We start from the raw sequence: 19696 nt of genomic DNA, 5'->3' as shown, positions 1-19696 counted from the left end.
GCGGAATATTGTGCTGGCGAAAATTACGCCGCAGCAGGAGATTTCAAAACCACGCATACCTTTGTAGCACGGCCATGTGTGAGGTAAGTCACCATAAAAAAAGCGTATGTTGAATAATATTTTCGTCTGAGTTATCAATTTGTAATCAGAAGATTGTTCTTTTACGAATCTGGAGTCGCTATGCGAGTGGTTATCCTCGGAAGTGGGGTAGTGGGCGTGGCCAGCGCCTGGTATTTGCGTCAGGCTGGACATGATGTGACCGTCATCGACCGGGAGCCGGGCCCGGCGCTGGAAACCAGTGCCGCCAACGCCGGACAAATTTCCCCCGGTTACGCTGCGCCTTGGGCCGCGCCGGGCGTGCCGCTGAAGGCGATTAAATGGATGTTCCAGCGCCACGCGCCGCTGGCCATCAGCCTCGACGGCACGTCAACTCAGCTGAAATGGATGTGGCAGATGCTGCGCAACTGTGACACCCGCCACTACATGGAAAACAAAGGCCGCATGGTGCGGCTGGCGGAATACAGCCGCGACTGCCTGATGGCGCTGCGCGACAGCACGGGCATCGAGTACGAAGGCCGTCAGGGCGGCACGCTGCAACTTTTCCGCACCGAGCAGCAGTATGAAAACGCCACCCGCGACATCGCCGTTCTACAGGATGCTGGCGTGCCGTATCAGCTACTGGAGGCCAGCCGTCTGGCGGAAGTGGAGCCTGCGCTGGCAGAAGTGGGGCATAAACTTACCGGTGGCCTGCGTTTGCCGAATGACGAAACCGGCGACTGCCAGCTTTTCACCCAGCGTCTGGCAAAAATGGCGGAAGAAGCGGGTGTGGTATTCCGCTATAACACACCAGTGGACAAACTGCTGTCGGAAGGCGACCAGATTTACGGCGTGAAGTGCGGCGATGAAGTCATCAAAGCCGATGCTTACGTGATGGCATTTGGATCGTATTCGACCTCCATGCTGAAAGGCATCATAGATATCCCGGTCTATCCGCTGAAAGGCTACTCGCTGACTATCCCGGTCAAAGAGGACGATGGCGCGCCGGTATCGACTATTCTTGATGAAACATACAAAATTGCGATAACACGATTCGATAACCGGATCCGTGTCGGCGGCATGGCAGAGATTGTCGGCTTCAACACCGAACTGCTACGAGCCCGGCGCGAGACACTGGAAATGGTCGTTCGCGACCTGTTCCCGCGCGGGGGGCACGTTGAACAGGCGACCTTCTGGACCGGGCTGAGACCGATGACGCCGGACGGCACACCGATTGTGGGACGCACACCGTATAAAAATTTATGGCTGAACACCGGACACGGCACGTTGGGCTGGACCATGGCCTGCGGTTCCGGTCAGCTACTGAGCGATCTGCTTTCTGGGCGCACGCCTGCGATTCCGTACGAGGATTTGGGCGTGGCCCGCTATCAGTCAGGTTATACGCCTTCGCGCCCTCAGCATTTGCACGGCGCGCACAATTAAGGAGCCGTTATGTCACGTCCCGTTGTAGCCAGCCTCGATTTAAAGGCGCTGCGGCAGAACCTTGTAGTGGTGCGATCTGCGGCACCGGAGTCCCGCGTCTGGTCGGTTGTTAAAGCTAACGGCTACGGTCATGGAATCGAACGAATATGGGGTGCGCTAAACGATACGGATGGTTTTGCGCTGCTCAATCTGGAAGAGGCTGTCCTGCTGCGCGAACGTGGCTGGAAAGGGCCGATTCTGATGCTGGAAGGCTTTTTCCACGCTGACGATTTACCGTTATATGACCAATACCGACTCACCACCACCGTGCACAGTAACTGGCAGCTGAAAGCGCTGCAAAACGCAAAGCTGAAAGCACCGCTGGATGTCTACCTCAAAGTGAACAGCGGTATGAACCGCCTTGGATTTACGCCTGATAAAGTGCACACCGTCTGGCAGCAGTTGCGTGCGATGAGCAATATTAGCGACATGACGCTGATGTCACACTTTGCCGACGCGGAAAATCCCGATGGCATCACCGAGGCTATGGAAAAGATAGAACAGGCCGCGGAAGGGCTCGATTGTCCACGTTCGCTTGCCAACTCAGCGGCCACGCTGTGGCACCCGGAAGCGCATTTCGACTGGGTTCGCCCGGGAATTGTGCTCTACGGTGCGTCACCTTCCGGGAAATGGCAGGACATTGCCAACAGCGGGCTGAAACCGGTCATGACCCTGAGCAGCGAGATTATTGCGGTGCAGAATCTTAAAGCGGGCGACACCGTGGGCTACGGACGTTTATATAAAGCCCAACAGGAGCAGCGTATCGGAATTGTGGCCTGTGGCTATGCCGATGGGTATCCGCGCAATGCGCCAGACGGCACGCCGGTGCTGGTGGACGGTGTTCGCACCGAAACGGTAGGTCGGGTGTCGATGGATATGCTGGCGGTGGATTTAACGCCGTGCCCGCAGGCCGGGATTGGCACGCCGGTCGAACTGTGGGGTAAAGAGATTAAAATCGACGACGTTGCCAGTCGGTGCGACACTGTGGGGTATGAATTGATGTGCGCGCTGGCGTTACGTGTACCCGTTGTGACTGAGTAAGAGTCGTTTTGCCCGGCGGCGCAGGCATCAGACCGCACCGCCGTACAAAAGTGAATCTACTCCACTTCCTCTTCGGCAACGCGCACACCCACTTTCAGCACCGCGTTGTCTTCTTTCTCCGCTACGGTCCAGACCATCCCGGCAAACTCCACCTGGTCACCGACCACCGGCGCCGCGCCTAACTGGTGCTGCACAATCTCGCCCAGCGACTGTTGGTTATCGCGAAATTCTTCCCCGCCGTCGAGACCGTAAACCATCGCCACATCGGCAAATTTAGCGCTGGCCTCAAGAATAAAGTCACCAAAGAAACGCTGATCCAGTGCCACCGGCGGCGACTGGCTGAACAGCTTACCGAGTAACGGCAAATCCCGCTCGCGACCAATCACGCACAGCACATCGCCTTCCCGCAAACGGGTGCTGCCCGTCGGGTGGAGCAGCACATTGTCACGGAACAGTGCGGCAATACGGGTATCGCGCGGCATATGCAAATCCCGAAGCGCAGCGCCAACGCACCATTTATCGGCGCTGAGTTGATAAACAAACTGTTCCCACGGGTTCTCCGGGTGAATATCTAACCCTACACGCGACACCGGCCAGCCGACCGGAGGTACCACCACTTTGGCTTTTTTTGCCGCCCAGGAGAGTGATGTCCCCTGCAACAGCAGTGAAATCAGCACCACGAAGAAAGCGACATTAAAGAACAATCGCGCATTTTCCAGTCCGGCCATCATCGGGAAAACCGCGAGGATGATGGGTACCGCGCCGCGCAGGCCGACCCAGCTGATAAACACACGCTCGCGCAAGTTAAAACCGCGAAACGGCAGCAGGCCAATAAACACCGATAACGGACGTGCGAAGAAAATCATCCCGGCAGAGAGCAGCAGCGCCGGAAGAGCGATAGGCAGCAGGTCGGACGGCGTCACCAGCAGGCCCAGCACCAGGAACATGCCAATTTGTGCCAGCCACGCCAGACCGTCAAAGTTCTGCAAAATCGCGTAACGGTTGCGAATAGGGCGGTTACCGAGCAGAAAACCACACAGATACACCGCCAGAATGCCGCTGCCGTCGAGCGTTGTCGTTACCGCGAAAATCATGATCCCGCCGCTCAGCGCCAACAACGGATAAAGCCCGGCAGGCAGGGAAATGCGGTTGATCATTTGCAACAGCAGGTAGCCGCCGCCGAGACCAATCAGAATACCCAGCCCAAACTGCTGAATGATGTGCACCGCAAACATCCAGCTCAGCCCGGTTTCGTGCTGTTGGATCATTTCAATCAGGGTGATGGTGAGGAACACCGCCATCGGGTCATTGCTGCCGGATTCAATTTCCAGCGTCGAGCCGACACGTTCGTTCAGCCCTTTACCGCCAAGCAGAGAGAATACCGCTGCCGCATCCGTCGAGCCGACAATGGCGCCAATCAGCATGCCTTCAATCAAATCGAGGTGGAACAGCCACGCGGCCATCATCCCGGTGAGTCCGGAGGTGATAAGCACGCCGACCGTCGCCAGTGACAGCGCCGGGCCGAGAGCTACGCGAAACGAACTCGCCTGAGTACGCATTCCGCCATCAAGCAGGATAACCGCCAGCGCGAGGTTACTGACCATGTAAGCGAAGGGGTAATTATCAAACGGAATGCCGCCAATGCCATCGATACCGGCCAGCATACCGATAGCAAGGAAGATCACCAGAATCGGGATACCGAGTCGTGAGGAAAAGGAACTGAGTAAAATACTGAAGGTGACCAGCACCGACCCCAGAATAAACAAACTGATTATTGCCCCGGCATCCAACGTTCACGTACTCCCTATATCGCGTGACTCAATGGTAAAACGTTATCATACATGCATGTAAATCGATGGATTTATAAGAGCTATGAATGCTTTTTTTCTCCACTGATGACCGGATGACCCGTCATCGACAGCGTGGTTGACTTCGCGTTGTGCACCAGACGCGCCTGTGATCCAAGTGGCAGCGTCACCGTGCGCTGCTCGTGACCGAAATCAAGCCCGCTGATAACCGGGATAGATAACCGTGATTGCAGATAATCGATCATCACCGGCAAATCGTAACCGGCATCGTAATCGTTTGGCTCCGCGCCGCTAAAGCTGCCGAGCACAATGGCCCGCTGACGACCTAAAATCCCTGCATGGAACAGTTGCAGCAGCATACGCTCCACGCGGAACGGGTGTTCGTTAATGTCTTCAAGTACCAGAATGCCGTCGTCAATTTGCGGCATCCACGGAGTGCCAATGAGCGACACCAGCATCGCCAGATTACCGCCCCACAGCGTGCCGTTCACGTCACAGGCCCGGCCGTTGCCTTGCCATTCCACGGAAAATGCCCCGTTTCGCAGCGCGCGCCAGAAGTGCTCGAGGGTAAATTCGTTGAGCGTTTCTGCCCCGAAATTGCCCGCCAGCATTGGCCCGCTGAAGGTGATTACGCCTTCGCACAGGAGTGCCAACTGAATGGCGGTGAAATCGCTATGGCCGCAAATCAGCAGCGGATCATTTTGCTGGCGTAATGCGATGGCCTTCCAGTCAATCATGTCCAGTAAACGGTTCGCGCCATAGCCGCCGCGCACCGCTAAAACGAGGTTATCGCGACCAAAAAGTGCCGCCAGCGCATTGATATCGCCCGCGCGATCCGCTTCTGTACCTGCAAAACGCTGCTGGCGGCGCGTGAGAATGCGCTGATTATTGACCTGGTATCCTGCCTCCTCCAGGCGCGCAATCCCACGGGTGGCGGCCTGTTGGTTGATGCAATAGCCTGAGGGAGCAATCAGATGAAACAGAGTCATGGCAATTCCTTGCAGAGAATGAAACAGTTATCATGCCGCCTGAACATCGCGTTGTCATTAGCGCAGCACACTTCAGTGAAAAGGATAGAAGCGTGAAATTGAGATGGTTTGTTGTTTTATTTGTCTTACTTGCCGGATGTAGTTCAAAACCGAAAAACGATTACCGCAATCCACCGTACAACCCGACGGTACCCGTTCAGCGGGCAATGCAGTGGATGCCAATCAGCCAGAAGGCCGGTACGGCGTGGGGACTCGATCCTAAATTCATCACTGCTATTATCGCGGTTGAGTCAGGTGGTAATCCGAATGTGGTCAGTAAATCTGGCGCAGTGGGTCTGATGCAGCTTAAACCTTCCACCGCCGGGCGTGAAGTATATCGCCATATGGGCTGGAAGGGCGATCCGTCGGTCAGTGAGCTGAAAAACCCCGAACGTAACATCTCGATGGGTACCGCATACTTCAGCATCCTTGAACACGGTGTTCTGGCGGGCATTGAGGATCCGCAAGTGATGCAGTATGCGCTGGTTACCTCCTACGTTAACGGCGCGGGCGCGCTGCTGCGAACCTTCTCCTCGGACCGTAAAACGGCGATCAGGAAGATTAACGGCATGGATAAGGATGAGTTCTTCGATTATATCGTCGAGAATCACCCTTCATCACAAGCGCCGCGCTACATCTGGAAAGTGCAGAAAGCGATGGACGCGATTGACTAACGCACTTTATTCGCGCGTTCGCGGGCCTCACGCTCCAGAGAGAAGATAATTCGCTGGAGCGTGCGCTCAATCGCCGGGCTGATGTTGAGAAAACGAAAGCTCAGGCGCGGGGTGCTGATCGTTTCATTTTTGCTGTCGACCACCTTGCGCTCGCTCAGTGAAAGCAGCTGCGCGTCGAAATGAAATTTACCCCATTCCCCCATATCCAGTTCCATCTGTGGGAGCATCACCCCAGATTTCAGGGCCGCAGACGGCGCGCCATCCAGCAATGCACCCATTCCACCGAGTGACAAATCACACAAACGAAAACGCACTTCGCTGTTATCGGGTAGTTTCGCCTTGCAGTAATACACCGGATGCAGTGGGGCGGAAATACGGAAAAACTCGCGACGCTGCACAAACCACAGCGACGGCGGCACGGGCATCGTGAAGGCAGGCAAATCAAGGAACTGGCCGGGCGCTATCTTCGGCACCGTAAATTCAATTTTCGCCCCCTGAGTTTCAGCGGAGAGCGTAATATTTTCCGCACGCTGAACGGCGCGGTTTTCATATTCCTGACTGCCGTAATCGACGATCAGCGCCTGAGAAGAGATATCGAGAATGCGGGTAATAAATTGCGATGTCTCCCACGAGACACGCAAAGGGACGTGGTCGCGATGCAAATCGCGAAGAACGTTTAACACTGCCAGCGGATTTTGTTTAAGGAATTGCTCATTGTAATGACTCACGCCTGGTCGCTCCTTATCGACAGAGATTCGATAAACTATCGGCAGCGCGAAACATAACTTAATACAAACGGGTGAAAATTTTTCAACAGATAAATTTTTTAGTCGAATACCTTCTTTTTGGGAATGTTTACCTATACTTAAGGGAACCAAAGCACACAATAGTCGTGTTTAAATTGTGGTTAATTTGTTTATTTTGGAGGGTGGTTAAAATGGGTATTCTGACCTGGATTATTTTTGGACTGATTGCGGGTGTTATTGCGAAACTGATTATGCCGGGTCGTGACGGCGGCGGTTTTATTCTCACCTGCATTCTGGGGATCGTCGGTGCCGTGGTTGGCGGCTGGCTGGCTACCATGTTTGGTATCGGCAATGTTTCCGGCTTTAATATGCACAGTTTCCTCGTGGCGGTTGTGGGTGCCATCGTGGTGCTGGTGGTATTCAGATTACTGCGTCGCAACGCATAAATACGACAGCCCGGCGGCGCATGCTTGCCGGCCTACTTTGAAACGGTAGGCCCGGTCAGCGAAAGCGCCACCGGGCAATTTTTTAATCACCCATCAGAAATCATAGCCGACGGTTGCGATCACCGACCGCTCAGCGCCCCAGTAGCAGTTATTGGTGCCGTAGCAACCAGAAACATACTCTCTGTCGGTCAGGTTATTCGCATTAACCTGCAAATACGCGCCTTTCAGAGCTGACGTCCAGGCACCCAGATCCGCACGGATCATCGCATCCAGCAGCGTAGTCGACGGCAAACGTTCGGTATTCGCGTCATCGGCCCACTGTTTGCCGATATAACGTACGCCCGCGCCCGCGCTAATCCCGTAATCAAACTTATAGTGCGCCCAGAATGATGCCATCTGATCCGGCGTCAGCTGCGGCGTATTGTCGTCGGTGCCGTCTTTGGTATCAGCAAAGCGCAGGCGGTTCCAGGTGTACCCGGCGATGGTGCTCAGGCGTGGCGTCAGCTGATTGCGCGCTTCCAGTTCCACACCCTGCGAATGCACTTTTCCGGCGGGCAGGAAGGTGGCGGTAGCGATATTGGTATCTCGCGTGGCCACATCTTTCTGTGTCAGGTCGTACATTGCGATGCTGTACATGTCCGCAGTGCCCGGCGGCTGGAATTTCAGCCCGGCTTCGTACTGCTCGGCGGTGGTCGGTTTCAGCAACTGACCGTCCGGGCCTGCCAGCATGGCAGGCGTGATGGCCTGGCTGTAGCTGATGTACGGCGACAAGCCGTTTTCAAAGGCATACAGCAAGGATGCGCGGCTGCTGATGTGGTCATCGGAACGACGCGAAGAGGTGCCAAATGTATCGCTCACTTGCTGTGAAACAATGCGGTCATAGCGCGCGGAGAGATCCGCATGCCAGCGGTTCCACACCATCTCATCCTGCAAGTACAGACCGGCCTGATAATAACGGCGATTGTTATAATCACTATAGGTCAGGGTATGTCCATCCTGCGCAGTATAGCCGCTCCACGGATCGAGCGGAGAGGCACCCCCTGCGCGGCTCCACAGGTCATTGCGGAAGCGGTGATATTCACCACCCAATACCACGGTGTGCGACACGTCGCCGGTGTTGAAATCAGCCTTAATGCGGTTATCGGTCGACCAGCCGTCGAGCGAACCGGTTGAACCGCTATAGCCGCGGGCCAGCATATCGCTGTCGCCAACCCAACCCACCTGATAAACCTGGTCGAGGTTTACGTCGGAATGGGTATAGCTGCCGCTTGAATACACGGACCAAATGTCATTGAACTGGTGATTAAATTCGTAGCTGTAAATCTGTTCGCGACGCTGGTAGCCATCGCTCGGGTCACCTTCATTGGTGTGGTTGCTGAGTTTGCGACCGTTGTGCTCATAGCGCGTGCCGTCCAACGGTAGCGAGCCATGATAGCCGCCTGATGGATCTTTTTGCAGGTACGCACGCAGTAACAGGCTGGTGTCAGAATCCGGTTGCCACAGCAGCGACGGGGAAATCGCGTAACGTTCTTCGCGGGTGTTGTCGACCTGGGTGTCGGTGTTACGGGTGATGCCCACCACGCGATACGCCCACTGATCGTTAATCGCGTCGGTGTAATCGAACGCTGCACCTTTGGTGCCCTGGGTGCCGCCGAACGCCTGAATGTGGCCTTCGGAGGTAAACTGTGGGCGCTTGGAGGTCAGGTTAACCAGCCCGCCGGGTACGCTTTGGCCGTACAGCGCGGAAGAGGGGCCTTTAATCACATCAATTCGGTCGAGAAACCACGGGTCAATCTGAATGACGTTGTGGCTGCCGCCATCGCTCATCAGGCGCATGCCGTCGAGGAAGATGTTGTCCACGTCACCGCCGTGGTAGCCGCGCAGGGAAATGGCGTCGAAGCGAGTTGCCGAGCCGCCGAAGGTGCTATACACGCCCGGTGTATAGCTCAGCGCCTGGCTGACGTTGGTCGCACCCTGATCTTCCATCTGCTGACGGGTCACAACGGATACCGACTGGGCGGTAGTGATCAGCGGTTGATCGGTTTTGGTGGCACCGGTTGAGGATTTAACCGTATAGCCCTTGGTCGGTGCGGTCGCGGATTCAGCCGGCTGAGCGGTAACCACTACCGTTTCCTCAGCGAAAGACGAGCAAGGGAACGCCAGCGCCAAGGCGCAAAGTGCTGACGAGCGTTTGAGGCGCAGTGTGTTATTCATCGCATAATCCTAAGAGACCCGGCCTGGCACTCCTGTGCGCCACCGTGTCAAAACGTGCGAAAATGTCATTTTTCGTAAAAAGAATGCGAATTATTATTGTTTGCGTTAATCGAAGCAAGAGAAGAAATGTCAGAGCAGCTGCCAGAAATCCACGGCTTTATTGCGGTTACCGACGGGAAAGCAGAGCGGGAAGGGGATAGCGGACAATGCGAGAAAAAACCTGCTACCAGAACTGGTAGCAGGTCAAGGGTCTATTATTGCGTTTTTTCAGCCGGAGCGGCTGGGGTTGGGCTTGCCGCAGGTGCGGTAGACGTCGCCGGAGTCGTCGATTTCAGCGGTGCCTCGGCAGGCGCTGTCGCTGCGGGTCGTGTTGTTGGCACGTTGTCGCACGGTTTTTCTTTCGGGCAAATCAAATCGAGCATTTTCAGCGTCACGCCGTTACTCCAGCCGAATCCATCCTGCAGTGGATATTCACCTCCGCCGCCGCCCGTGCCGGTGGACGTGATGTCATATTTCTCCACCAGTTTTTGCTGACTGTCGTAAGTGTGTTGCACGTTGGTCAGGAATCGCCAGGAAACGTCCATCGCGATGTTGTCCTTACCATAGTTTTGCAGCCCTTCGGTGGCGACCCATTGCAGCGGTGCCCAGCCGTTCGGGGAATCCCATTGCTGACCACTGTTGATGGTGGTGGTCGCAATGCCGCCTGCTTTTAGCAACCGCGATTCCGTTACCGTTGCCATTTTTGCCGCTCTGTCGTTTGAGGCGGCGTTAACGTACAGCGGGAACAGCGCGGCGGCGGTCAGCTGATTACGCACCTTGTGCGTTTTCAGATCGTAATCGGCGTACCAGCCCTCTTTGTCGTTCCACAGATGACGCTCCATTGCCTGCTGGCGGTCGCTTGCCAGCGTATCGTAACGCGTGGCTTTGGCGTCATCACCCGCTGCTTTACTGGCGCTGGCGATGATTTTCTCCATCTTGAACATCAGTGCGTTAAGGTCGACCGGCACAATGCTGGTGGTACGAATAGTGCTGAGTTTTTGCGGGTCATCCATCCAGCGTGAGCTGAAGTCCCACCCGGACGCGGCGGCAGAGCGCAGGTCGCGGTAAATTTCCGTCGCCGGGCGATTCGGATTACTTTTGGCGGTATTCACATCGTCGAGCCAGGATTCCGGGCGCGGCGTGTCTTTGTCATCCCAATAGCGGTTGAGCAGCGCGCCGTCATTGAGTTTGACCACCCGTTTATTGGCTTCGCCGTTTTGCAGCGCATCCTGACCGTCCATCCAGTAGGCGTGCTCTTTCTCCATCTGCGGCAGGTATTTTTTCAGTGCGTCGCTGTCGTGTTTCGCCAGCAGTTCCACCATTAGCGAGAAGAACGGTGGCTGCGAACGGCTCAGATAATAGGTTCGGTTGCCGTTAGGAATATGGCCCCAGGTGTCAATTTCATAGGCGAAGTTGGCGACCATATCCTCGATTTTGTCCCAGTGACCGCTCTCCGCCAGGCCCAGCATCGTGAAATAGCTGTCCCAGTAATACACTTCGCGGAAGCGCCCGCCGGGCACCACATACGGTTTCGGCAACGGCAGCAGGGAATCCCACTTCGCGGCGCTGTCGGTGGTACGTGTTAGCACCGGCCACAGTCCGTCGATATGCTCACGCAGGCTCTGGCCCGCAGGCGGCACGTATTTGTCTTTTTCCTGCGGCAGAGAGAAGTTCACTTCCACAAAATGGCGCAGGTCAAAGCTCGACTGATTGCGCTGCATCCGATAGTCCGCAAGGATCATCAGCGGATCGCCCTTAGGCACCGCATCGGCAAATGTTTTTTGATCCGGGAACAGCTTCGCGCTTTGCACATCATTAAACAGCGGACCCAATAAAATATCCGGCGGCTGCGGTGTGGCGGCGAGGGTTTCATCCGCCTGGGCCGAGGTCAGACTCAGCGAGAGTAGGGCGCCACCGAGGGCGAGTTGCAGGGCGAGGTAAAGCGTATCTGGGCGGCGCAAAGCGGGTTTTCTCATCGTTGATTCTCCTTTTAGTTGCGCAAATTCCGCTGTTTACAACCATAGACGAATATCGGCCCCGGCGTGTGTCGGGGTTAACGTTTTGCACTTTTCCAGACAAATTCCCGTCGTGCGGTTATGTGAGCAATAAAACAAAAAAATCGAGAATATATCTCTTTGATCCCTCAGAGATCACATAAAGCAAAAAACATAAGAAACTAGCTAAAAAACATAATGGACCGCCTTTCACTGGCTGTGCAAAAAATAGCGCCACATAAGAAACCGGTTACATAACTTAATACTGAAGGGGAGTTTTATCATGGCAGGTGAAAAGTTATCCGTCAGAGAAAAAGTCGGTTATAGCCTCGGTGATGCCGCCAGTCATATCGTTTTCGATTCATCGGTCGCTATTCTTGCCTGGTATTATACCGATATTTATGGATTGCCACCGGCAGTCATGGGCACCATGTTTTTATTAGTTCGAGTATTGGATGCGATTACCGACCCGATAATGGGGGCTATTGCTGATGCAACGGCCACCCGCTGGGGACGCTTCCGTCCATGGCTGTTAGCTATCTGTATCCCGTTCGCCGTGAGCTGTGTGCTGGTTTATTCTATTCCGAGTTTTTCAGACAGCGGAAAAGTCGTTTATGCCGTTGCGGCATATATATTTATGACTCTGATGTACACCGCAATTAATATCCCATATTGCTCATTAGGCGCGGCGTTGACTACCGACCCACAGGAAAGTTTGTCACTGCAGTCGTGGCGCTTTGCCATTACTCCAATTGGCGGTGCATTAGGCACAGCGTTAATTTTACCACTGGCGGATTATCTTTATCCAGGCGACAGGGCGACGGGTGTTCAGGTGGCCATGGCATTATTTGGCATCATCGGTTGCCTGATGTTCATCGTCTGTTTCTTTAGCACCAAAGAGCGTGTTCAGCCGATTAAAGAAGAGAATCTGAATATTGCCCGCGATGTGAAAATACTGTTCCGCAACGATCAGTGGCGGATATTGTCGGTCTATAACTTCACGATGCTGGTGGCGGTGGTTATTCGCGGCGGGGCAGTGGTCTATTTCGTGAATAGCGTGCTGCGCGAAGGGGCGGATATTATCAGCTGGTTTATGCTCGGGGGCATGTTCGCCTCGATGTTTGGCTCGGTGTTAGCTAAACCGTTTGGTACCCGCTTCTGTAAAGTAAAACTCTCGTTCTGGATAAACCTTATCAATGCGGCCTTGGGTGTGGTGTGCTTCATGCTGCCGATGAATTACTGGGTCATTCCGCTTTTCGCTCATGTTCTGATTCAACTGGTCCAGGGCGGGAATGCCGCTATCCAGTGGTCAATGATTACTGACGCCAACAACTATGGTGAATGGAAAACTCAACGCCGTATTACAGGCATGAATGTGGCGGCCAATATCTTTGTTATCAAGCTTGGCGTCGCGGTCGGCGGTGCGATTCTCGGTTGGGTGTTGGCGTATTATGGCTATGCTTCAAGCAGCCAGGTACAGTCGGCGGAAGCCCTGTACGGCATCGTTCTGCTGTTCTCGGTAATCCCATCCGTGTTCTATCTGTTGACCGCCATTGCTATCAGATACTACGGCCTGACTGAAGCAAGGATGAACGCCATTGTGACTGACCTGAATCACGGCGTGTTTGCTGATTCAGAGCGCGCAACGGAGACCTCTTCCGTTACACCGTAACCCGTGATGTTCATCTGTTTATCGTTTTTCTGTCATTAAAGCGTCATGCGCAGCGTTGTTAATAACCCACGGCGAAAACAAGCAACGTGGAACTCTTATGAACAACGCTCGCGCACTCTTTTCCCTGAACGATTATCCCGTTCAACCGCAGATTATTCACGCCCCACAGCGCAAAGTGCTGAGCGTGAAAAATTTATGCAAATCGTACAATGCCCAGCAAAAGGTATTGAACGACATCAATTTTGACCTTCATGCGGGTGAAATGGTGGGCATCGTCGGGCGTTCGGGAGCGGGGAAATCCACGCTGCTGCACGTACTCAACGGCACTCACCCTGCAACCTCGGGCGAACTGCTCAGCTATCCGGAAGTTGGTCTCCCGCGTGATGTTTCCGACATCAGCGGACGCGCGCTCAATGCATGGCGCAGCGAATGCGGCATGATTTTCCAGGATTTCTGCCTGGTCCCGCGTCTCGATGTGCTGACCAACGTCTTGCTCGGCCGACTGAGCCAGACTTCAACGCTCAAATCCCTGTTCAAAGTGTTTTCGGACGACGACCGCGCTCGCGCTATCGCGCTGCTCGAATGGATGAACATGCTGCCTCATGCGCTACAGCGCGCAGAAAACCTCTCCGGTGGACAGATGCAGCGCGTGGCGATTTGCCGGGCGCTTATCCAGAATCCGTCGATTCTGCTGGCCGACGAGCCCGTGGCCTCGCTCGACCCGAAAAACACCCAGCGTATTATGACCGTCCTGCGTGAAGTCAGCGAACAGGGCATCAGCGTGATGGTCAATCTGCACTCGATTGAATTGGTGAAAAATTACTGCACCCGCGTGATAGGCATCGCGCAAGGGCAAATCGTGTTTGACGGTCATCCGGACGATTTAAGTCAGGATGTCCTGCAGCAACTTTATGGCGACGAAATCAGCCAGCTCCATTAATCCTCAACGCAAGACAACACGGGCAATGATAATGAATAAGCACATGACGAGCGCATTACGTTTTTCCGCGATGATGGCAGGGCTGCTAGTGGCATGGCAGGCCACGGCGGAGCAACCGAAAGAGCTGAATCTGGGTATTCTGGGCGGGCAAAACGCCACCCAGCAGATTGGCGATAACCAGTGCGTGAAGGATTTTCTCGACAAGGAACTGAACGTCGACACCAAACTGCGTAATTCTTCTGACTATTCTGGTGTCATTCAGGGTCTGTTGGGCGGCAAAGTGGACGTAGTGCTGAGCATGTCGCCGTCGTCCTATGCCTCGATATACATCAATAACCCCAAAGCGGTAGATATCGTCGGTATCGCGGTGGACGATAAAGACCAGTCTCGCGGTTACCACTCGGTGGTTATTGTCAAAGCTGATAGCCCGTACAAAACCCTTGATGACCTGAAAGGCAAATCTTTCGGCATGGCTGACCCGGATTCAACCTCCGGTTTCCTGATCCCGAACCAGGCTTTCAAGAAAAAATTCGGCGGCACCACGGATGATAAATACAACAACTTCTTCTCCAGTGTCACCTTCTCCGGCGGCCACGAGCAGGACATTCTTGGTGTGCTGAACGGCCAGTTCGCAGGCGCAGTCACCTGGGCGTCGATGGTCGGTAATTACAACGACGGCTACACTGCCGGCGCGTTTAACCGCCTGATCCGCATGGATCACCCGGACCTGATGAAAAACATCCGCATCATCTGGCAATCGCCGCTGATCCCCAACGGTCCAATCCTGGTGAGCAACAGCCTGCCGCCAGAATTCAAAACCAAAGTGGTCGAGGCGGTGAAGAAACTGGATAAAGAAGAACACCAGTGCTTCATCAAAGCGATGGGCGGTACCCAGCACATCGGCCCGGCGACCGTGGCTGATTTCCAGCAGATTATCGACATGAAACGCGAACTGGTTAACGCCCGTTAATCAGACCTTTTCACTCCCCCGTGCAGCCTGCGGGGGAGAGTCCATTCCGCGAGCGAACATGCAGAATACTGAATTTGAACGTTACTACCAGCAGGTGAAAATGCGTCAGACGCGCGACACGTTCACCTGGTCGGCGCTGCTGCTGGTGCTCTACATCGCGGCAGGACAAGCCGCCGAATTTAATCTCCTCACCATCTGGCACTCGCTGCCGAATTTCCTCGATTACATGCTCGAAACCGTGCCAACGCTGCACGGCGGCGTGCTATTGGGCGATGTGCACACCAAAGGATCGCTGGCCTACTGGGGCTACCGCTTGCCGATTCAGCTGCCGCTAATTTGGGAAACGCTACAGCTGGCGCTGGCTTCCACGCTGGTGGCGGTGGCGATAGCGACGCTCCTTTCGTTTCTGGCGGCGAGTAACGCCTGGGCACCGGCGGGATTACGCTTTGGCATCCGCGCGTTGGTGGCATTTCTGCGCACCATGCCGGAGCTGGCGTGGGCGGTGATTTTCGTGATGGCTTTTGGGATCGGCGCGATCCCGGGATTTCTGGCACTGACACTGCACACCATCGGCAGCCTGACCAAGCTGTTCTACGAAGCGATTGAAAGTGCGCAGGACAAACCGGTGCGCGGCCTCATCGCCTGCGGTGCCTCGCCGATACAGCGGATGCGTTTCGCACTGTGGCCGCAGGTCAAACCGATATTTCTCTCATATGGCTTCATGCGTCTTGAAATCAACTTCCGCTCGTCGACCATTCTTGGGTTGGTCGGCGCGGGTGGGATTGGTCAGGAGCTGATGACCAACATCAAACTCGACCGCTACGACCAGGTGAGCATGACGCTGCTGCTGATTGTCATCGTGGTCTCGCTGCTGGATACATTGTCTGGCCGCCTGCGTCAGCGGGTGCTGGAGGGGAAAAAATGAACAACTGGCAAGCGGTGACTGACACCGAACATTGCCGTAAAGCGCACCCGGCGCTGTTTCGTGCCCAAGGTCGCCACTTGCGCCATCTGGCGATTGTGGCGCTGGCGGTAGGTCTGTATTACGTCTGGTTCTTCATTCAGTTTGGTATCAGCTACGAACAGCTCACTACCGGGATGCAGCAGCTTGGGCGCTACTTCTTCCGCATGTTCGTCTGGCATGATTTTCTCAACTGGCCGTTTGGCTACTACTTCCGCCAGATTGGCATCACGCTGGCGATTGTCTTTTCCGGCACCATCACTGCCACGTTGATTGCGCTGTTGTTGTCGTTTCTTGCCGCGCGTAACGTCATGCGTGGCCCGGTAACGCGGTTTGTGGCGATGTTTATGCGTCGGCTGTTTGACCTGCTGCGCGGGATCGACATGGCTATCTGGGGGCTGATTTTCGTACGTGCTGTCGGTCTTGGCCCGCTTGCTGGGGTGCTGGCGATAATCATGCAGGACACCGGATTGCTTGGGCGCTTATATGCCGAAGGGCACGAGGCCGTGGAGCGTTCGCCGGGCCGTGGTCTGACGGCGGTTGGTGCCAACGGGCTGCAAAAACACCGCTTTGGCATCTTCACCCAATCGTTCCCAACGTTCCTCGCGCTGAGTCTCTATCAGCTGGAATCCAACACCCGCTCGGCGGCCGTATTAGGCTTTGTCGGGGCAGGTGGTATCGGGCTGATTTACGCTGAGAACATGCGCTTGTGGAACTGGGATGTGGTGATGTTTATCACTCTGCTGCTGGTGGCAGTAGTGATGACCATGGATGCGCTGTCGTCGTGGCTGCGCCGACGCTATATTACCGGAGCGATTATTCCGCTTTATAAAGCAGAGTGATCGTATAAACGAAGTAGCGCGAACCCAAACCCGGTGGCGTTCGCGCTAAGGCAGGGTTAACGCGTCAGACGTTGATAACTGCCTGGCTGCGTGTGGCGCTCGAGGGCGCGAAGATCCCAGTCGATACCCAGCCCAGGGGAGGAGGGTGGTAAACCGTAACCGTTTTCCACCTGCATCGGCTGGTGGGTAAGCGTATCAAGCTGAGGAATATATTCTAGCCAGCGGGCATTTGGCACTGCCGCACACAGCGAAACGTGAAGTTCCATCAGGAAATGTGGACACACCGCAATATTGAAGCACTCGGCAAGATGTGCCACCTTCAGCCATGGCGTAATGCCGCCGATGCGCGCCACGTCGACCTGTACGACAGAACAGGCGTTCTGCTGCAGATACTCGCGGAAGTGCAGCGTGCTATAGATACTCTCCCCGACGGCGATGGGCACACTGGTCTGCTGGCTAAGGCGAATGTGCCCCTGTAAATCGTCGGCCGGGAGGGGTTCTTCCAGCCAGCCGATATCCAGTTCTTCATAATGATGCGCCCGACGAATGGCTTCATCGACCCGGAAGGCCTGGTTGGCATCGGTGAAAATCTCGAAATTATCGCCCACCGCCTCGCGTACTGCGCGCAGGCGAGACATATCTTCTTTAATCGACAGGCCGACTTTCATTTTGGTGGCGGCAAAACCATTTTCCTGACATTCCAGTGCATTTTCAACCAATTCACTGGTCGACAAATTGAGCCAGCCTCCTTCGGTGTTATAAAGCGGGATACGCGACTGGGCGCCCCCTGCGGCGATCCAGAGCGGTTGGTTACTCCGCTTACAGCGCAGATCCCACAGCGCGGTATCAATGGTCGCCAGTGCCAGCGAGGTAATCGCCCCGACGGAGGTGGCGTGGGTCAGAAACAGCAGTTCGCGCCAGCGTTGTTCAATTTCGTCTGCTTCTTTGCCAAGCAGCGCGGGTGCTAGCGTTTTTTCCAGTAAAGAGAGAACGGCGGGGCCGCCGGTGCCAATGGTATAGCTGTAGCCCAGGCCTTGCGCGCCGTCTGAATCAGTAATGCGTACAAAAGGTGTTTCCTGGCACACAAACGCCTGGATAGCATCTTCCCGCCGAACTTTTGGCTCCAGCATCACCATAAAAACTTCAACGGATGTAATCACTGCCATAACGGTTTTCCTTACTGTGGTGAGCCGGATTCGGCGCGAGTCAGTTGCTGTTGTTCACCTAAGCCTTCAATGCCAAGACGCAGGGTTTGGCCGGGCTTCAGATACACGGGAGGTGTTTGCCCCATGCCAACGCCGGGCGGCGTACCGGTAGAAATAATGTCCCCGGGATAGAGCGTCATAAATTGCGAAATGTAGGCAATCAGATACCGCACGCCATACACCATAGTGGCCGTGGAGCCTTGCTGATAGCGATGACCGTCCACCTCAAGCCACATGTTGAGATTTTGCGGGTCGGGGATCTCATCCGTAGTCACCAGCCACGGGCCGGTTGGGCCAAACGTGTCGCAGCTTTTGCCTTTTACCCACTGACCCTGGCGTTCGATCTGGAAGGCGCGCTCGGACAAATCGTTGATCACGCAGTAACCGGCGATGTGTTCCATGGCCTCGGCTTCGCTGACGTATTTCGCCTTTTTACCGATGACGACCCCCAGTTCGACTTCCCAGTCCGTTTTCTGTGAACCACGAGGGATCTCTACCTCGTCGTTTGGCCCGACAATAGCGTGAGGGGACTTCATAAACAGAATGGGTTCAGGCGGAACCACAGCGTTGGTTTCTGCGGCGTGATCGGAATAGTTCAGCCCAACGCAGATAAACTTGCGACTGCCGCCGATGCAGGAGCCGAGGCGCGGATTGCCTTCCACCAACGGCAATTCATCGCTTGAAAGTGAAGCCAGGTGAGCAAGTATTTCTGGTGACAGCGTGTCGGCACTGATGTCGTCAATCCATGCGGATAGGTCACGAATGTTTCCCTGGCTGTCGAGGAGTCCGGGGCGTTCCTGACCCGGCTGACCAAAGCGAAGTAAGCGCATTACAGGCTCCTTTGAGCATGAAAATCTCAGGCAGACCAGCCGCCGTCGATGTTATGAATGTGTCCGGTGGTGAACGTGGCGTTGCTGAGATACAGCACCAGATCGGCGATTTCGTCTGGCTTGCCAATGCGTCCCATCGGCTGACGGCGAATGAAATCGGCGCGTGCCGCATCGTAGTCGCCGGTATCGCTAAGACGCTGCTGGAGTGACGGCGTTTCAACTGTGCCAGGGCAGATGGCGTTGCAGCGAACCCCTTGGGTGATGTAGTCCGCCGCAACGGATTTTGTCAGACCAATGACCGCCGCTTTACTGATGCTGTAGGCACAGCGGTTTGGCACGCTTTTCACGCTCGATGCCACCGAAGACATATTGATAATGCAGCCGTCGCGACGCGTTAACATCCCCGGCAGAACCGCCTGAATCAGGTGAACCTGTGACACCACATTAAGCTGCCAGGCCTGATTTAAGTGTTCATCGCTGACGGTCAGTACATCGCCGCTATGCACAATTCCCGCACAGTTGAACAGCACATCAATAGCGGTTTGTCTGGTGATGAAATCGTGAATTTCTGCCGTGTTGGTCACGTCGAGGCGTGCGGTGCGGACATTCTCAACTCGCGACAGTGCGTCGAGTTTTTCTTTATTGATATCGGTGGCAATCACCTTAAACCCGGCGTTTGCCATCCTGAGAGCGGTGGTGTGGCCAATGCCTTGTGCGGCGGCAGTGATCAAAATGGTCTTCTGCTGCGTCATGTTTTTCTCCGGTGGT

17 protein-coding genes are annotated in these 19696 nt (G+C 55.1%); 9 read left to right on the top strand and 8 right to left on the bottom strand.

From position 1 onward, the window contains the following. Positions 1 to 180: 180 nt before the first annotated feature. Positions 181 to 1479, top strand: a complete 1299-nt coding sequence (locus MUU46_RS14470; RefSeq protein ID WP_159755583.1) for a D-amino acid dehydrogenase — start codon at positions 181 to 183, stop codon at positions 1477 to 1479. Between the two features lie 9 nt (positions 1480 to 1488). After that, positions 1489 to 2559 carry a catabolic alanine racemase DadX gene (dadX, locus tag MUU46_RS14465; protein ID WP_258965868.1) on the top strand — a complete coding sequence of 357 codons (1071 nt, stop codon included), beginning with the start codon at positions 1489 to 1491 and terminating at the stop codon, positions 2557 to 2559. A gap of 56 nt (positions 2560 to 2615) precedes the next feature. Here the strand turns inward: dadX and MUU46_RS14460 are convergent, their stop codons facing one another. Further along, positions 2616 to 4349: a potassium/proton antiporter gene (locus MUU46_RS14460; protein WP_159755589.1), complete on the bottom strand. Its 1734-nt coding sequence runs from the start codon at positions 4347 to 4349 to the stop codon at positions 2616 to 2618. A gap of 80 nt (positions 4350 to 4429) precedes the next feature. Further along, the gene (gene ldcA / locus MUU46_RS14455) at positions 4430 to 5356 is read right to left on the bottom strand and encodes a muramoyltetrapeptide carboxypeptidase (RefSeq protein WP_258965867.1); all 927 of its coding nucleotides are present in this window, start codon (positions 5354 to 5356) and stop codon (positions 4430 to 4432) included. Positions 5357 to 5448: 92 nt separating this feature from the next. Here ldcA and emtA point away from each other — a divergent pair, with 92 nt between their 5' ends. After that, positions 5449 to 6069: a membrane-bound lytic murein transglycosylase EmtA gene (gene emtA / locus MUU46_RS14450; RefSeq protein ID WP_258965866.1), complete on the top strand. Its 621-nt coding sequence runs from the start codon at positions 5449 to 5451 to the stop codon at positions 6067 to 6069. Here the strand turns inward: emtA and ycgR are convergent. Beyond that, complete coding sequence (gene ycgR / locus MUU46_RS14445; RefSeq protein WP_159755598.1) at positions 6066 to 6797, bottom strand: flagellar brake protein YcgR; 732 nt, start codon at positions 6795 to 6797, stop codon at positions 6066 to 6068. The genes emtA and ycgR overlap by 4 nt on opposite strands. A 209-nt stretch (positions 6798 to 7006) precedes the next feature. On the opposite strand from ycgR, the gene MUU46_RS14440 reads away from it, so the two are divergent. Next, the gene (locus MUU46_RS14440; RefSeq protein WP_159755601.1) at positions 7007 to 7261 is read left to right on the top strand and encodes a GlsB/YeaQ/YmgE family stress response membrane protein; all 255 of its coding nucleotides are present in this window, start codon (positions 7007 to 7009) and stop codon (positions 7259 to 7261) included. Positions 7262 to 7354: 93 nt separating this feature from the next. Here MUU46_RS14440 and MUU46_RS14435 read toward each other — a convergent pair whose 3' ends face one another. Both MUU46_RS14435 and MUU46_RS14430 read right to left on the bottom strand, forming a co-directional pair. Then, positions 7355 to 9475 carry a TonB-dependent siderophore receptor gene (locus MUU46_RS14435; RefSeq protein WP_258965865.1) on the bottom strand — a complete coding sequence of 707 codons (2121 nt, stop codon included), beginning with the start codon at positions 9473 to 9475 and terminating at the stop codon, positions 7355 to 7357. A 254-nt stretch (positions 9476 to 9729) separates the two neighbouring features. Next, positions 9730 to 11490: an alpha,alpha-trehalase gene (locus tag MUU46_RS14430; protein ID WP_258965864.1), complete on the bottom strand. Its 1761-nt coding sequence runs from the start codon at positions 11488 to 11490 to the stop codon at positions 9730 to 9732. A 298-nt stretch (positions 11491 to 11788) separates the two neighbouring features. Here MUU46_RS14430 and MUU46_RS14425 point away from each other — a divergent pair, with 298 nt between their 5' ends. The 5 genes from MUU46_RS14425 to phnE (MUU46_RS14405) all read left to right on the top strand — a co-directional run bounded on the left by MUU46_RS14425 (position 11789) and on the right by phnE (MUU46_RS14405) (position 16893). Continuing rightward, positions 11789 to 13180, top strand: a complete 1392-nt coding sequence (locus tag MUU46_RS14425; RefSeq protein WP_159756690.1) for a glycoside-pentoside-hexuronide (GPH):cation symporter — start codon at positions 11789 to 11791, stop codon at positions 13178 to 13180. Positions 13181 to 13277: 97 nt separating this feature from the next. Further along, complete coding sequence (gene phnC / locus MUU46_RS14420; RefSeq protein WP_159755610.1) at positions 13278 to 14120, top strand: phosphonate ABC transporter ATP-binding protein; 843 nt, start codon at positions 13278 to 13280, stop codon at positions 14118 to 14120. A 31-nt stretch (positions 14121 to 14151) separates the two neighbouring features. Next, the gene (gene phnD, locus MUU46_RS14415; protein WP_159755613.1) at positions 14152 to 15090 is read left to right on the top strand and encodes a phosphonate ABC transporter substrate-binding protein; all 939 of its coding nucleotides are present in this window, start codon (positions 14152 to 14154) and stop codon (positions 15088 to 15090) included. Positions 15091 to 15148: 58 nt separating this feature from the next. Further along, entirely contained in the window at positions 15149 to 16015 is an 867-nt protein-coding gene (gene phnE, locus MUU46_RS14410; RefSeq protein WP_258965863.1) for a phosphonate ABC transporter, permease protein PhnE, read from the top strand. After that, positions 16012 to 16893: a phosphonate ABC transporter, permease protein PhnE gene (gene phnE, locus MUU46_RS14405; protein ID WP_258965862.1), complete on the top strand. Its 882-nt coding sequence runs from the start codon at positions 16012 to 16014 to the stop codon at positions 16891 to 16893. The genes phnE (MUU46_RS14410) and phnE (MUU46_RS14405) overlap by 4 nt, the downstream gene beginning before the upstream one ends. Before the next feature lie 56 nt (positions 16894 to 16949). Here phnE (MUU46_RS14405) and MUU46_RS14400 read toward each other — a convergent pair whose 3' ends face one another. From MUU46_RS14400 to MUU46_RS14390, 3 genes are read right to left on the bottom strand one after another with little or no spacing between them, the layout of a single operon-like run. Beyond that, positions 16950 to 18059 carry a mandelate racemase/muconate lactonizing enzyme family protein gene (locus MUU46_RS14400; RefSeq protein ID WP_258965861.1) on the bottom strand — a complete coding sequence of 370 codons (1110 nt, stop codon included), beginning with the start codon at positions 18057 to 18059 and terminating at the stop codon, positions 16950 to 16952. Between the two features lie 11 nt (positions 18060 to 18070). Continuing rightward, the gene (locus MUU46_RS14395; protein ID WP_258965860.1) at positions 18071 to 18928 is read right to left on the bottom strand and encodes a fumarylacetoacetate hydrolase family protein; all 858 of its coding nucleotides are present in this window, start codon (positions 18926 to 18928) and stop codon (positions 18071 to 18073) included. Between the two features lie 26 nt (positions 18929 to 18954). Continuing rightward, on the bottom strand, positions 18955 to 19680 hold the full coding sequence (locus MUU46_RS14390) for an SDR family oxidoreductase (RefSeq protein WP_258965859.1): 726 nt from the start codon (positions 19678 to 19680) through the stop codon (positions 18955 to 18957). Positions 19681 to 19696 lie beyond the last annotated feature (16 nt).

Source organism: Scandinavium tedordense, assembly GCF_024764965.1.
GTDB classification, from domain to species: Bacteria; Pseudomonadota; Gammaproteobacteria; order Enterobacterales; family Enterobacteriaceae; genus Scandinavium; species Scandinavium tedordense.
This window is presented reverse-complemented; position numbering and strand designations above follow the sequence as displayed.